The sequence below is a fragment of the Desulfopila aestuarii DSM 18488 genome (assembly GCF_900143695.1).
GTDB classification, from domain to species: domain Bacteria; phylum Desulfobacterota; class Desulfobulbia; order Desulfobulbales; family Desulfocapsaceae; genus Desulfopila; species Desulfopila aestuarii.
The window spans coordinates 67297-82972 of the sequence record NZ_FRFE01000010.1; the positions used below are offsets into that span (position 1 = coordinate 67297).

Here is a 15676-nt window from a genome sequence, read left to right on the forward strand (position 1 = left end):
ATCAGCCGATAATGGACTCGACGGAGTAGACATATTTCTCTATCACTTCCTTGAGATAGTCCTGCAGGCCGACAAATTCAAGACCGATCCTCGTCTCGGTGGCGCTCCTTCTGAAATTCTTGACGACGGCGGTGAGTTCCTGATCCTCCTTGAGTCCCGGCAGCAGACAGCGAAGCTGGATTTTGGTTTCAATATCCAGTGACGGGATTTCGGCATTACCTTTTGCCTTGATCTGGCAGAGGCAGCCCAGCGCGCTGAGATCGATCAGCACCCCGTACAGTTCCGGGCCGCGTAACAGGTGGAGAGTGCAGGGAATAAAGATCGAGGTCCGCTTAGCCCGACGGAGTTCATGATAATGGATGGCGGGCGGATAGTCGAGAAAGAGCAGGTCGTGCGGATCATTGATGGCTTTCAGCAACTGGGTCCGGAACATGCAAAGCCGTCCCATGTGCAGGTATTTGACGATGATCCAGCTCTCGGAATTCAGCTCGGACTGTACCATGGAAATCGGGGCCGGGGTGGTGACAATGAGATACTCGTTTGGGATCATGCCCACCATTGTACTGACCAGGGGCGTGTCCATTTTGTCGAACTCCAGCTTGATTTTGGCGCCGATATCAAGAGAGATGCGGTTGCCGGCGGTTGAAAGATGCTTTAACTCCAGCCTTGGCTTATTTTGTGCCTCCTGCTTTTCGTTTAAGCTGTCACGTTCGTCTTTTAAGCGAAAGCTCTCCATAATAAGCGAGATGAGCGGTCTTTGGATCGCTGGTGGGCGCATGCCATTAAAATAACGGAGCTCGACAGCAGGTTCATCCCAGTCGATGATGGAGTATATGGCGTCCTCGTTCTGCTGATCGGCGGTTTCCGCTGCGACGACTGTGCCCTGTTTTACAAAGATCAGGCCACTGTTATCTTTGCTCTGGACTTTCAGGGTACAGGTTTTTTCATCGCTTTCCAGCATCTGCAGCAGGCTGTGGACGGGAATGCCCCGAACCTGACCACTGGTCGACATCCGGAGCAGTTCACGTACGTGATGAAGAAACTTTTCGACCTGGATAGGTCTGGTCACACACCTGCTGACACCGGAACGGAGCACTGCATCGGCGTCTTTTGCCTCTTCGTCGATAATGGCAATGGAAGGAACATACGGGAGCCGGCTGCTCAACCGAGCAAGATGGTCCAATTGCCCGTCAGGGTAGGATGCAAGATCATAGATAATGGCGTCTGCATCATTTTCCGTTGCAAGACGGAAGGCCTGTTGCGCATCCTGGGCGAATTGCAGTTCATATTGATCGGGAGATTGGCCGAGAATCCCGGCGAGGGCTTCCTGGTCGTTGTTTGCGTAGCTGATGACAATGATTTTTTTCATAGTACAGATGTAAGTTATGCGTACAGGCAGGCGGCAGTGCGTGGCAGTACGTCGATTGTAAGGTGCGCGAAATCATGCATGACGAATCTGTTCAAAATGTTTATCCGATTAACTATGAGAAAAATGATGCAAAAATGCAAAGCATATTCCTGACAGATTGGCAGCGGCTGGGAAAGCTTCATCACACGATGAGGTTCTGACCTTTAACCGAAAAGGGTTTACGGCATATAAGAGCTACGGTATTATCAGCGGCTATTTGCTCCGCCCAGACTTTCGTGCTTTGCGTGAAGTCCGCGCATTTCAGTCTATTTGGCGCGAGAACCCGATGGAAAACGACTACTGAATATTATGAGAGAAACGACAACACCCTACACCCTCCATAACCGATCCTCGGAATGTAGAGCGCGCCGCGGCCACGTTACCACCAGGCAGGGTACCATCCAGACGCCGGTTTTCATGCCGGTGGGCACCCAGGCAACAGTCAAGGCGGTCACCCCGGAAAACCTCTATGAGATGAACGCCGAGATTATTCTCGGCAACACCTACCATCTTTTCATTCGGCCCGGTCATGAACTGATCGAACGTTTTGGCGGCCTCCACAAGTTCATGAACTGGAAGGGGTCGATTTTAACCGACAGCGGTGGCTTTCAGATTTTCAGCCTCAAGGACCTGGCAAAAATCACTGAAGAGGGGGCAAGTTTTCGTTCCCACGTCGACGGCGCCAAACTGTTCCTCAGTCCTGAGATTGCGGTTCAGGTGCAGCAGAGTCTTGGTTCCGACATCATGATGTGCCTTGATACCTGTATTCCCTATCCAGCCACCAAAGACGAGGTCATCAAGTCAACGGCGCTTACCACCCGTTGGGCCCAGCGCTGCCGCGAGGCACATACCAGCAGGGAGCAACTGCTCTTTGGCATTGTTCAGGGCGGTATGCATGAAGAATTGCGGAAGATGCATATCGAGCAGCTGATGGAGATCGGTTTTGACGGCTATGCCATCGGGGGCTTGAGTGTGGGTGAGGAGCCGCAGATGATGTACGATATTGCTGAGGCCACCACTCCGCATATGCCGGAGAATTATGCCCGCTATCTGATGGGGGTAGGTACTCCTCAGGATCTGGTGGAAGGGGTCTGGCGCGGCATTGATATGTTTGATTGCGTGATGCCTACCCGAAATGCCAGAAATGGTATGCTCTTTACCAGCAATGGCAGGTTAGTTATTAAGAACTCCCGGTATCGCGATGATATGCGGCCGCTGGATGAGAACTGCAGTTGTTACACTTGTCGCAACTATTCACGTGCCTATCTCCGTCATCTCTATGCAAGTCGGGAGATACTCAGCTATCATCTCAATACGATTCACAACCTTCACTATTATCTCACACTCATGGCTGATATCAGAAAAGCGATCGAGGAAGATAACTTTGCCGCGTTCCGTAACGATTTTTATGGCAGGCTTCAAGGTGAGTGATTACTTTTAACCCGGTTTTATTGGTAGAGTATTCGGAAGCAGCGCTGTGAGCGTTTTCCGGATATATCGTTTGACAAACTCTCTGGAGGATTCATTATGAACGGCATTGCATTTGCGGCAGGGCCAGCAGGCGGAACAGGGGCCGCCGGAGGCTTCGCCTCATTCATCCCGCTGATTCTTATATTTGTGGTATTTTATTTTCTGCTCATTCGCCCGCAGCAGAAACAGGCCAAACAGCATCAGAAGTTCCTTTCTGAGCTGAAAAAAGGCAGTCGGGTATTGACCAAAGGCGGTATTCATGCCGTCATTACCGACATCGACGGCAACGTCCTGTCACTCGAAATTGCCAAAGATGTAGTCATTAAAGCTTCGCGGGATGCCATCGCCGGAGCAATTAACAAGGACGGCACCAGTGTAGCCCCGGCAGGCAAAGATGGAAAGGCTGCTCCGAAAACCGGAGGCTGAGGCATCAAAGGCTGTTGATCTGCTGGATGTAGACAGTAAAAGAAGCCGCTTTATTCGTCGAATAGAGCGGCTTTTTGCGTTTATGGCCTTTCGTTCCGGGTACAGAAAACATAGAGACATAGTTGTTTGATACATTGGAGTTGCATGGCAAAGCCAAAATTTTATGCGGTGGCGGTTGGTCGCACTACCGGCATTTTCACCAGTTGGAGCGTCGCCGAAGCTCAGGTAAAAGGCTTTGCCGGTGCGCGATTTAAAAGCTTTACCACCAGGGCTGAGGCGGAAACATGGCTGAAAAATCCGGTCAGACTTGCCGCAAAGACAAAAACCACAAGGAGTAGTGCCACACCTGGAGCTGCGACGGTCAAACATCCTGCCGATGCGTTGGTGATCTACACTGATGGCGGTGCCATTAATAATCCTGGTCCTGGTGGCTATGGCGTGGTTATCTGCAATGGTGAAGGTCGGCGCGAGCTTTCCGGCGGGTTCCGGTTGACTACCAACAACCGGATGGAGATGACCGCCTGCATTGAGGCGCTGAAAGCGGTTGCCGGTTGTGGCCGTCCTATCGTACTGTATTCCGATTCCAGCTATCTGGTGAACGGTATTGAGAAAGGGTGGGCCAAATCGTGGCGAGCCAGGGGATGGCGTAAGGCGGATGGGGCGCCGGCATTGAATGCCGATCTCTGGTCCGAATTGCTCGATCTTCTTTCAAGCGAGAAAGTTACCTTGCATTGGGTCAAAGGGCACGCTGGCAATGAATTGAATGAGCGGTGTGACCAGCTGGCAGTAGCCGCCGCCAGATCCTCCGTTGGTGACATAGATTATGGTTATGAGCAGAACCTGTAATGAGCGTGACGTGGGGGAACCATGACAACTCTCCGTCAACAAATGATCGAGTTGCTCAGAGAAGAGGAACTCGACGCCATCGAACTTTCCCAGCTGTTGTCGATACCCGAAAAGGAGGTGTATGATCACCTCCCTCATCTTGCCAGAACCCTTGCATCATCCCGCGAAAAGCTGATCATCTCTCCATATCTCTGTCTACTTTGCGATTATTCTTTTACCGGACGGAGCCGTTTTGACCGTCCTGGACGTTGTCCCCGCTGCAAAAACAGCCATATCCGGATGGCGACCTATACCATCCGCTGACCCACCTCCCCACCTTACGCCGGCAGCACCACTGCTGACATCAGTTCCTCTTTCTCTGGTGTCCGTTCTCTTTACAGAGTGTTAAAAGGTTGGACGTCATTTGCTGATGTCGGCGGTGCCAAACGGTGCCGTTCTCGATTCCAAAACAGTCCCTCTGTTGTTGTAAGCTTCCGATAATATGTGGAATGTGTTTGGGTTGCTTCTGTCATGCGCCATGGCACGTCTGTTGCGATAGAAAGGTACCAGGTCGGGAGATTCCCAGTAGGCTGGAGAGTCTCTCTGAAGAAGACGACAGGACCAATGGCAGCAGGCGACCATGGAACGAAAAAAGCAATACTACAACACCATTACCAGAAGACTTCTGATCGCATTCTTCTGTCTCAGCATCCTGCCTATCACCAGTTTTGCCTGGATCATGAAGAACTCCGTCGAGGAGACCAATATCTTCAAGCTGCAGGAATTGGCCAAGTCCACCATCGAGCACCGCGCCGAGGTCATCTCCCGTTTTCTCGACGACAAGATCAACCTTCTTTCCTCTCTGGAAAGCCTTTTTTCCCAGGAGTATCTCTTCTCCCAGGCGAATGTGGAGCGGATTTTTCTTGCCATCAACCGAACAGGTGACATCGTTGATCTCCAGGTTATCGACGTGGCCGGAAACCAGCACGCCTATGTCGGGCCCTATCGCACAAAAGTTGAGGGGAAAAACTACAATGATGCACCCTGGTTCACGGAGACACTAATAAGCGGTATTCATGTGAGTGATGTCTTCAGCGGTTATAGAAATACACCCCATTTCGTCGTGGCGGTCACCAATTCACTGAAAAGTTATGTGGTACGGGCCACCATCAACTCCAGCATGTTTAATGCGCTCCTGCATTCTGCTCAACTCGGACCGAATGGCGATGTTTTCATTGTCAATCGAAAAGGTGAGCTGCAGACTCCTGGCCTTCTAGAAAAAAACACCCTTTCAATCGAAGAAAAACAACTGCTCTCTTTTGATAACATCTCCAATTCCCTGGTGACCGGTACCGATGTCTATACCACCCGCTGGATCCATAATGGTCATTGGCTCCTGGTCTTGCGGGCGAATATCAAGGATTCTCTTGGCTATTACCTGCGTCTCAGAAATAGGATATTTCTCATTGTAATTGGTATTTCCTTCGTAGCGATCGCAGCTGCCACCTATGTGAGCTTTGCACTGGCCCGCAACTTCGAACGCTCTGATAAAGAGTTCGCCGCTCTTGGTCTGCAGTTTTCCCAGGTGGAGAAGATGGCAACGGTGGGAAGGCTTGCAGCCGGCATCGCCCATGAGATCAACAATCCCCTGCAGATGATTACCAATCAGGCCGGCTGGATCGGCGAGCTGCTGCCAGACGAGGATCCAGCCCAGATAAAGAACCTTGACGAATACCTCCATGCAGTAGAGCAGATAAAACATCACGTGCGGCGGGCCGGTACCATCACCCACCGGCTCCTCGGTTTTTCACGGAAAATGACAGCCCAGCAGGAAAGTGTCCAGGTCAACGATCTCATCACCGAAACGACCTCCTTTGTTGAGCGTGAGGCGAGTTACAACAATATCCATATCGTCACCCGGCTGGCATCAGACCTGCCCACTACTATGACCGACGGTCCCCAGCTACAGCAGGTGCTGTTAAATCTGGTGGGCAATGCCATCGATGCTGTCGGCAAGGAAGGGGAAGTCACGATTACCACATGGCTGGAACCACCTGACAAGATTGTGGTGGAATGCGCCGACACCGGACCGGGGATACCGTCCGACAATCTTCCCCATCTCTTTGATCCGTTTTTCACCACCAAGGACCCCGGCAAAGGGACAGGGCTCGGGCTCTATATCAGCTACGACATTGTTAAAAAACTTGGTGGTTCGATAGCCGCTGCAAATAGAAAAGGTGGAGGTGCAGTATTCACCATCGTCCTGCCGGTCAACCGGTTTCGGCGACAGGGATGAGCGTACAAGCCTTCAACAGATGAGTATCTACCGATAGGAGTGAGCGATGAAACAGTTCGATGTGCTGGTTGTGGACGATGAGGCAGAATTCAGGGATTTGACGGTGAAAATCTTAAATAAGCGAGGGATCAATGCCAGAGGCGCGGAAAGCGGGGAGCAGGCAATGGAGATTTTGCGACACGCCCTGATCGATGTGGTGTTGCTCGATGTGAAGATGCCGGGCATAGACGGTATCGAGACGCTTCGGCAGATCCGTATCCAGAACCCGCTGGTTGAGGTGGTACTGCTTACCGGCCATGCCTCGGTGGAATCGGGAATTGAGGGAATGAAACTGGGAGCTTTTGATTACCTGATGAAACCCATTGAACTCGATCCGCTTCTTGAAAAACTGAGCTTTGCTTATGAAAAGAAACGACTGCACCAGGAGAAGATTGAGCTGGCGCAGATGAAAAAACACATGGCCATGCCGAGTTAATAAAAATCGGCATGTTCAGCTGAGAGTACGGATGTAACAGAAAATTTCACAAAAGGGAAAAATTATGAACGCATTCAAACAGTTTCACCAATTGATGATCGATGGTTCCAGGGCGCATGCCCGATGGGAACTGGAGATGTCAACAAACATTATGGCGAGCAGGAAACGGCAAGTGATTCTCCTGCTACTGCTCATTCCCATTCTGCTCGGCGGTATTGCCATCGCCGCAGGGGATGGTTCTGGTTTGCCCAATGTTATTGGTGGCAAGTCTGCCTATATGCCATCGCACTACACCAGTGTTATTTTCTTTGCCTCTGTTTTTGTCGGGGTCTGTGCCGGGCTTATAACCGGTTGTATCGGTGCTGGCGGCGGATTCATCATCGCCCCGGCGTTGATGAGTGCGGGTGTCAAAGGTATTCTCGCTGTTGGTACCGACCTGTTTCATATTTTTGCAAAAGCAATTATGGGAAGTGTCCTCCATAAAAAGCTGGGCAACATATCGGTGCCGCTGGCGGTAACCTTCCTAATCGGCGCCATTGCGGGGTCCACTCTGGGCGGTATGCTGAACAGATATCTTTACGACTTGAACCCGGTATTGAGCGATCTGTTCATCACCTCTGTCTATGTCTTTATTCTTGGTTTCCTCTCGTTCTACGCGGTAATTGACTATATTAAAAGCGGCAAACCAAGTGCCAGTTCCACGAAAGGTGCACGGAGTGAGGATATTCCCCCTATGGGTGCACGACTGCAGTCCATCAACCTGCCGCCGATGATCAAATTCGATGAGGGTGTGACCCGTGGTGGCCGTAAAATCTCGGCTATTTTCCTGGTCCTGAGCGGTTTTATTGTTGGCATGGCTGCATCGATCATGGGCGTTGGCGGCGGTTTTCTCACCTTTCCTATCTTCGTTTACGGCCTGGGCGTTTCTTCCATGACCACGGTTGGAACGGACATTTTCCAGATCGTCTTTACTGCCGGCTACAGTGCCATCAGCCAGTATGCCATTTACGGCTTTGTTTTCTACACGCTGGCCATGGGGATGCTTATCGGTTCACTGGTCGGGGTGCAGATTGGCTCGCTGGTCACCAAGGTTGTACCAGGTATCATGATCCGCGGTTTTTTTGCCCTGGCTGTCACCGCCGGTTTCATCAACCGCTTCTTCGCGCTGCCTGAGAAACTGCAGAGCCTGAACTACATCAGTATATCCAAACAGACTGGTGCCCTGCTCAATACTGTTGGCAACGCGCTTTTCTTTATTGTCATCGGTGCCTTTACCCTGTGGGTATTCTTTGTATTTTTCCGTAATCTGAAATCCTTACGCTCGGAGGGACATGTCCATGAGTATGCAGAATAGATTAAAAGCACGCGGCATAGCGATGCTGGTTATTTTTGTCGGTATCCTTGGTGTGATTTTCAGTCCGGTGTTTCCCGGAAAGATAAATGGTCTTGATTACCTCGATAACATGTTCAATATGGTCTCTAAAGGTTCATCCTATTTCATCCCTGGAGCGATCAAGGATAGCGAAAAATATACAGGCAAGCTGATCGATGTTAAAATTAAGCTGGGTGATGAAAACCAGGCGGTTGAAACTGCAAGACTCATGGAGACTGCGGGAGCACAGGTCGCTGTTGCCGGCCAGGAGTTGAGTATCACAGGAGATATGGCAAAGATCCTGAAAAGCAGTCTGGCCGACAGCGACCAGATGTTTGCCAATAACGGAGCGCCGATCCAGGAAAAGTATGGTATTGCCGAAAAGCAGGTGCTCTATAACTGGTTTACCGCATTCAAATCCATCAGCAATGAGCTTACCAAGCAGGAGAAGTTTGCCGAGGCCAAGCCGTTTTCCAGCGTCAGCAAGAAAGCCTTGGAACCGGCATACAACTATTACGGTGTTCAGGCCATGAACTGGAAAGAGAACATTGTCATGATCCTTGTTGCACTGGGGTTCTATGTTTTCTATACGGTCTGGTATGGTTTTGGACTGATGTATCTTTTTGAGGGATTGGGGTTGAAAATCGGGCATTGATGTTCTGGTGTTTTCACTTTACGAAGCGGACCATCATCTGCGGATGTATGGTTCGCTTCGTCCTAAGGACCTAAGCGAATGCGCAACGTATTTTCCGCCATAAAGAATATGTTCTTTGCACCTCCACCGCCAAAGCGGAGTCCGGAGGAGTTGCGGGCGGCCTTTGCCCGACGCTATGCCCATTTTCGCAGCCTGCTCACCGCCAACAATAACGCCCTTCAGGCCATGGCAGAACTGGAAAAGGTCTACTATAGCGGGGAGAGTTACCGGATGGCGGTTGTGCGGTCCAAGATCAATACTATTCTGGTCAATGTTTATAAGATGATCCGTGGTCTCCGTGAGATGGCGGGCGGAAGATATACGGAACTTGAAGAAATATTTGATAAAATCAGCTGTGAATTGAGCGGGATTATCGAACGGAAACCGGAGTTTCGGGATGGCCCGTTTATCCTGCCGCTCGGCGAGGTTACCCGGAGGGACAGAGAGCAGGTCGGCGAGAAGATGGCCAATCTGGGAGAACTCTCTGCTATCCCGTCGTTGCTGGTGCCACCAGGTTTCGTGGTGACCGCCACTGCGACACGACGTTTTCTGACCGGTACCCATATCGATGAAATCAACCGGCGGCTACAGACCCTTGATCCTGACGATATGGACGGACTCTACCGGGCCTGCAGTGAAATCAAGAAGATGATCATCGATAGTCCGCTACCGGCAGAACTGGAAGAAATGCTGGTGGCAGGTTATCGCAGCCTGGAAGAGAAAAACGGCCCCGGTTGTCTGGTTGCTCTTCGCTCCAGCGGCCTTGGTGAAGATAGTGCGGGCGTCTCCTTTGCCGGCCTGTATCGCACCATTCTCGATGTTGATCGGGAGAGATTGACGACGGCCTATAAGGAGGTTGTGGCTGGCAAATATGGAGCCAGGGCTATTGCCTACCGCCGCAAACGCGGTTACCGGCACGAAGATATTGAAATGTGTGTCGGCTGCCTGGCGATGGTCGATGCCGTTGTAAGCGGTGTGACCTATTCAAGAGTTCCAGGTGGTGAAGAGGCTGAGGTGATGAGCATTAACGCGGTCAAAGGGGTTGGCCGCGGTGTGGTCGATGGCATTGCTGCCACCGACTTCTTTTTGTTGGCGAGAAATCCTCCGTATAGTGTGGTCAGGCAGGAGCTGGGTCACGGTGCATTCAAGAATGAGCACAACCTGGCTGAACCGATCCTCAATACAGAGCAACTGCGGTTGCTGGCCGAAAAAGCGATCGTTATCGAAACCTATTTCGGTGAGCCGCAGGATATCGAATGGTCGTTTGCCGTCGACGGCACGCTTAATATCCTCCAAAGCAGGCCGATGATGCGGCCCGATCCGGCTGCAAAAAAAGAGACAATTCCCGCTCCCGCAGCTCACGCTGAAGGCGAGCTGCCCTTTTTGACGGGTGGCGTCTGCGCGGCCGCTGGCATTGCCAGCGGCCAAGTCTTTCATGTGAACTCGGATGAGGAGATGCGTACTTTCCCTAATGGGGCCATGTTGGTGTTGGAGCATCCGTTGCCGGAGTGGGCCCCGCTGGTCAGCCGTGCTGCGGCGGTTATCGCCGAAACGGGATCAGAAGCAGGGCATCTGGCCACCATTTCCCGTGAATTTGGTATTCCGGCGCTTTTTGGAGTAAGCGGGGTACGGCAACGACTGGTGCAAGGTGACATAATTACGATCAACAGTCAGGCGAAATCGTTGTATCACGGGGTGCGCGAAGATCTCTTGAGCCAGCGGGGAGTGAAGCGGGACATTATGGCCGGTAGTCCGGTGCAGCGTATTCTCACCGAGGCCCTGCAGCTTATCACTCCGCTCAACCTCAATGACCCGACTTCCCTGCAGTTTAAATCGTCCTGGTGCGAGACCTTGCATGATATTACGCGGTTCTGCCATGAAAAATCGGTGGCGGAGATGTTTACCCTGGGCCGTGGCAGCCATTTTGATCCCGGGGGGGCAAAGCGTCTGGTAGGGGATGTGCCGTTGGAATGGTGGGTGATAGATCTGGCGGACGGATTTAAACCGGGGGTGGCGAATGAGGCGGGAACGATCCGCATCGATGAAATTGTTTCGGAGCCGATGCTGGCCATTTGGCAAGGGATCTCTGCATACCCCTGGCAGGGGCCGCCGCCCATCAGCGCCAAAGGTTTTGGATCTATCATTTTTCAGTCTGCTATGCGGCCGGATATCGACCCGTCGGTAGCGACACCGCTTACTACCAAGAACTATTTCCTTATCTCCGCAAATTTCTGCAATCTCAGTGTACGGCTGGGGTATCACTATGCGATGATCGAGGCCTATTTGAGCGATCTGCTCACCGAGAGCTATGTCACCTTCCGTTTCAAGGGTGGGGCGGCCGATACCCGCAGAAAGGCAGTGCGGGCAAAATTATTGGCAGAGATCCTTCAACATTATGGTTTCAGAGTTGAGTTGCGTTCTGACGCTCTTCTGGCGAGGGTCAAGAAGCAGTCGGCGGAGTATTTGCGGGAACGGCTGCGGATTCTCGGTTATCTGACGCTGCATGCCCGTCAGCTTGATATGGTCATGACCCAGCCCCAGGCGGTTGAACGGTACAGACAGAAGTTCCGGCAGGAGATCGATGCGATGCTCGCAATCGATGCACCGGTTCAAGAGTACAGTTCGGGAGGATGATATGAGCCACAAAATCATGATCGTTGACGACGAGACCGATTATCTCGAAGTCATGGGGAAATTTTTTCGCCGGCGTAAGGTTGATTTCGAATCGGCTACCAGCTGCATGGAGGCACTCGATCTGCTTGGCAAAGGCTGCTTTGATGTGGTTATCATGGATGTGAGTATGCCTGGCAAGGACGGTCTTGCCTGCATGGCGGAGATGAAAACCGTGCAGCCTGAACTTGAGGTTATCATCCTGACCGGACATGGATCACTCAATACCGGTCTACTGGGGATGCGCCAGGGGGCGTTCGATTACTGTCTGAAACCGGTGGATTTTGATGAGTTGCTTGAAAAAATCACCCTTGCCCGGGAGAAGGCGGCGACCCGGGGGCATGGCTGAAAAGCATCCCTAAGGTACAAGGGATCTGGGATTGGCGATTTTACTTTGCTGCGTACACCTCCACCCGATTTCGGCCCATCTCCTTGGCTGTGTAGAGCGCCTCATCCGCCATGATAAGGATCCTGTCCGGGTTTTCCGGTTGATGTTCAGTAAGTGAAGCAACGCCAAGACTGATTGTCACCTGCAATTCTGTGGTGTTGTCTGTGTAGATATGTCCTTCCGCAGCCCAGCGAATCTGCTCGGCGATTCTGACGCTGTCTTCCAGGCTGGTTTCTGGGAGCAGCAGGACAAACTCCTCCCCCCCGTAACGGGCCGCAATACTCGAGTCTGGTGTGCTCTTCTCTAAAATCTCGGAAAATCCCTGTAGTACGATATCACCAAAGGCGTGACCAAAGTTGTCATTGACCCTTTTGAAAAAGTCCAGATCAATCAGGATTACAGAAAGATTCTCGTTCCGATATCTGCAGTGAGCAAAAAGGGGGTCTAATTCTTTTTGAAAGTAGCGCCGGTTGAACAGTCCGGTGAGGGCGTCATGTTCTGCGAAGAATTTGAGCTTGGCATTTAATGATTCCAGTTCCTTTACATATTTTCTGTTGCGCAGATGTGTGAGGATTCTTGCTCTGAACTCTTCTTTGGTAAAAGGTTTCGGCAGATAATCATTGGCGCCCACCTTAAAGAAGCCGAGAATGGTTTCCTTGCTTTCAACCGAGCTGATGAAAAAAATTGGCACCTGTTCTAATGGTGGAAGACTTCTCAGAGTCCGGCACAATTCCTCACCGCTCATGCCAGGCATGACGTAGTCGGTAATGATAATATCAATCTCAAAATTATGGTCTTTTATCAGCTCCAGTGCTTCCTGCCCATCTGCCACCTCAAGGATGGTGAGACCATGCCTGGCCAGGATGTTGCGGACAAGCCGACGGACAAAAGGTGAATCCTCGACGATCAACGCCTTCATGTCGGCGAACTGTTCCTGGGCATTGAGGATGTTGTCAATAGTTGAAAGCATCTTGCCCGCTGCGAAAGGTTTGCTGATGAAGTCGATAATGCCGAACCCATATCCCTTTTCTCGATTTTCGATAGTATCGTTAGCGGAGACGAAGACGACAGGGATCTGGGCGACTTTTTGTTTATGCTCATCGCCTTCTTCAGCCTGCTCACGGATCTTGCGACACACCTCGAAGCCGTTCATTTTCGGCATGTCGATATCAAGGGTGATCAAGTCCGGCAACGGATCAGCCCATTCGAGTATGGCCATGGCCTCCATGCCGTTTCTTGCCAGAAGGACTTCATAATCGGATTTGGAAAGCTCGCGTTGAATAATTTTACGGATGGTCGAAGAGTCATCGACAACCATGATGGTCTTGTTTGACATAGTGCTCCCTGGAAAAGGCTGAATTTCAGTTTATTTCAGCATAATGACCGCGGAAATTCAAATAGAATCTAATGAGTATATGAGCCTTACGGCATATGTTTGTAAATCCGAAGAGATAATCATGAGAAAAGAAGAGAAGGCTCGTTGGCGAGTTGGGGCAGTTGGTAGCATTGCCCCAAAAAAGAAAGGGTCCAGGAGACATGTTGTTCCTGGACCCTTTTAGGGACCGACCTCAGAAAATCAAATTCGTGTTATGAAAAAGTATGACATTTCACACAATCGAACCCTTTCTCGATATGTTTTTTATGTCCTTCGCTTCTCCATGATTTTCTCTCATGGCAGCTGCTGCAGAGAACGCTTTGACTCTTCACCAATCCTGTAGGTTCAGGAGTGTGGCAACTGGTGCAGCTGATGCCGTCACTCTTGTGGCTGGTGTGCATTGACTGCCAGGACATGCTTTTTTGTTCATGGCAGAGAGTGCAAGAGAGTACCTTGGCAGGTACCTCGTGATAACCGAGAGCTGTGAAGGGGAGCATTCTGGTGCCGTCCGGAGTAGCACCATTGCCGCTGTGACATTCAGTACAGGTCGGGGCATTCCCTTTCGGCTCAACGCCATGGGTAATGAGCATTTCAGCCTCTGCTTCAACCAGCGTATAGTTGCCGGTCATACCCTGTTCTTCCATACCTTTTACCACGGCGAGGTCGAAGTCGCCGGTCATGAACATCCACATGATCGCAGGCGGAATGATTTTGCCGCTTTCATGCAACGGCATGATGGTTCCATGTCGCTTGATGGGCACGATGGACGATTTGCCGTCGAATGGGCTGCCGTGAGCTTTTGCCATCACGTACATGCCATTTTCGTCGGGGCTGATAGTTTCGCCGACGTTGTAAACATAGGAGGTTCCGTCAAACCACACATACTCTGGTTTGACATTGGATTCTTTGGTTTCTTCGCCGACAAAACCGCCCTGGCCGGAGCAGAAGGCCTGGTTCCAGACCGGTATACGCCAGTCTCTGGCCATCTCGGTGGCACCGCCCTTGGCAAACTCGCGGATGTGGCAGACCTGGCAGCTTACCTGACCTCTGGCGTGATTGTTAAGTGTAGAACTCTGATGGGGAGCGTCAGTATGGCAGGCCTTACAGGTGGGTCGATCGGCCTCTGTCTGGCGCAGGTCGATGCCGCGACCGCTGATCTTGTGATCGAGGGCGGCATGACAGTTAACACAGGAGAGGTTGGCACCGTCCTTGGCCAGGTGGACATCCTGCTCTTTGGTTGCGCTAGCAGAGTTGATGCCCATGTCGCCACGTTTGGTCCAGTCACCACCTCCGGCCTTGGCATGACAGCGCAGGCAGGATTTGGTTGTGGGTAAATGTACCGTTCTGGCCAGGTTGACCATGGTGGTTCCAGCGGGCATCTTGGCAAAATCCGGTTTGGTCAGATAATTTCCCTGGCCATCGACTTTACCGAACACATAGGTCTTTTCTTCGCCGAGAATGTTGGTAACCGTCTCGGCACTGCTCGGGTCGCTCTCAAAGGTACGCTGGTAGGTGTCGTTGTGGCACATCAAACAGTCGACATCTGTTGCTTCCGGCGGATGCGGAGCGTTACCATCAGCACGGACATGACAGGAGTAACAGGCGCCCTTGGATGACGGAGCATACGTGCAGAAAGTGTTGATGCCGCCTTTGGCCTTGCCAAGAGCTTCGCCGTTGGTATTGATCAGATCAGGCGTGGGGCCAGACCATTGCATATGCAGGCTGTTCAACATATCGTCGGCTTCCTTCTGGTGGCAAGCGATACAGGTGGCCGGGCCGTTATAGCTGGTGATGGTGTTGTGATCGGCAATGGGACCTTGCACCGGCGGTTCTTCCTCCGGGGGACCGACGACGGGGGGAAGGGCTGCAGTAGTCTCTGTTACAGCGAAGCTGGACGTGCTTCGTTCCCGCTCTGAGCGGTCGCGAAGAACACATTTGTAACTCCAGTTTCCAGTCTGGCTATTTACCGGGATTGTATAATTGTAATTGGCGGTAGCTCTATCAATCGCCATACTTTCACCGCTGACCATGGTTTGGCCAGCACCGTCAACGATAGTTATAGTTGCTGATCGTAAAGGTAATCTCCATTCTCCAGTAGCTTTGCAGTTGAGCTGAACTGTCTCTCCCTGGGTGAGCTCTGCCGGCGTTGCCGACATGCTGATATTCCGGTCCTCGGCATAGCAGTTGCTTGCCAGTAAGATGCACAAACCTGCTGTTACAACAAATCTTATCATGCAAAAATCCTCCCGTGGACTTATGAGTGTGAGGCCGCCCCTG

At 51.6% G+C, this 15676-nt stretch carries 13 protein-coding genes; 10 read left to right on the forward strand and 3 right to left on the reverse strand.

Features of this window, described 5'->3' with window-relative positions:
- Nucleotide 1: 1 nt before the first annotated feature.
- Entirely contained in the window at nt 2-1369 is a 1368-nt protein-coding gene (locus BUF15_RS11535; protein ID WP_073613639.1) for a DUF4388 domain-containing protein, read from the reverse strand.
- 348 nt (nt 1370-1717) lie between these two features.
- Here BUF15_RS11535 and tgt point away from each other — a divergent pair, with 348 nt between their 5' ends.
- From tgt to BUF15_RS11585, 10 genes are all read left to right on the forward strand, one after another.
- Complete coding sequence (tgt, locus tag BUF15_RS11540; RefSeq protein WP_073613640.1) at nt 1718-2839, forward strand: tRNA guanosine(34) transglycosylase Tgt; 1122 nt, start codon at nt 1718-1720, stop codon at nt 2837-2839.
- 96 nt (nt 2840-2935) lie between these two features.
- Nucleotides 2936-3304: a preprotein translocase subunit YajC gene (gene yajC, locus BUF15_RS11545; RefSeq protein WP_073613641.1), complete on the forward strand. Its 369-nt coding sequence runs from the start codon at nt 2936-2938 to the stop codon at nt 3302-3304.
- A gap of 144 nt (nt 3305-3448) precedes the next feature.
- Nucleotides 3449-4150: a ribonuclease HI gene (rnhA, locus tag BUF15_RS11550; protein WP_073613642.1), complete on the forward strand. Its 702-nt coding sequence runs from the start codon at nt 3449-3451 to the stop codon at nt 4148-4150.
- 21 nt (nt 4151-4171) lie between these two features.
- On the forward strand, nt 4172-4453 hold the full coding sequence (locus BUF15_RS11555) for a hypothetical protein (protein WP_073613643.1): 282 nt from the start codon (nt 4172-4174) through the stop codon (nt 4451-4453).
- 316 nt (nt 4454-4769) lie between these two features.
- The gene (locus BUF15_RS11560; protein ID WP_073613644.1) at nt 4770-6425 is read left to right on the forward strand and encodes a sensor histidine kinase; all 1656 of its coding nucleotides are present in this window, start codon (nt 4770-4772) and stop codon (nt 6423-6425) included.
- Nucleotides 6426-6471: 46 nt separating this feature from the next.
- A complete protein-coding gene (locus BUF15_RS11565; RefSeq protein ID WP_073613645.1) occupies nt 6472-6900 on the forward strand; it encodes a response regulator in 429 nt (142 codons plus the stop codon).
- 64 nt (nt 6901-6964) lie between these two features.
- On the forward strand, nt 6965-8254 hold the full coding sequence (locus BUF15_RS11570; RefSeq protein ID WP_073613646.1) for a sulfite exporter TauE/SafE family protein: 1290 nt from the start codon (nt 6965-6967) through the stop codon (nt 8252-8254).
- The gene (locus BUF15_RS11575; protein WP_073613647.1) at nt 8238-8927 is read left to right on the forward strand and encodes a hypothetical protein; all 690 of its coding nucleotides are present in this window, start codon (nt 8238-8240) and stop codon (nt 8925-8927) included. Before BUF15_RS11570 ends, BUF15_RS11575 begins: the two co-directional genes overlap by 17 nt.
- A 78-nt stretch (nt 8928-9005) precedes the next feature.
- Nucleotides 9006-11600 (forward strand): PEP/pyruvate-binding domain-containing protein, encoded by a 2595-nt coding sequence (locus BUF15_RS11580; RefSeq protein ID WP_073613648.1) that lies wholly within the window; start codon nt 9006-9008, stop codon nt 11598-11600.
- Between the two features lies 1 nt (nt 11601).
- Entirely contained in the window at nt 11602-11985 is a 384-nt protein-coding gene (locus BUF15_RS11585; protein ID WP_073613649.1) for a response regulator, read from the forward strand.
- A 40-nt stretch (nt 11986-12025) separates the two neighbouring features.
- Here BUF15_RS11585 and BUF15_RS11590 read toward each other — a convergent pair whose 3' ends face one another.
- Entirely contained in the window at nt 12026-13360 is a 1335-nt protein-coding gene (locus BUF15_RS11590) for a response regulator (protein WP_073613650.1), read from the reverse strand.
- A 251-nt stretch (nt 13361-13611) separates the two neighbouring features.
- Nucleotides 13612-15633, reverse strand: coding sequence for a hypothetical protein (locus BUF15_RS11600; RefSeq protein ID WP_073613652.1), 2022 nt, complete (start codon nt 15631-15633; stop codon nt 13612-13614).
- Between the last annotated feature and the right edge of the window lie 43 nt (nt 15634-15676).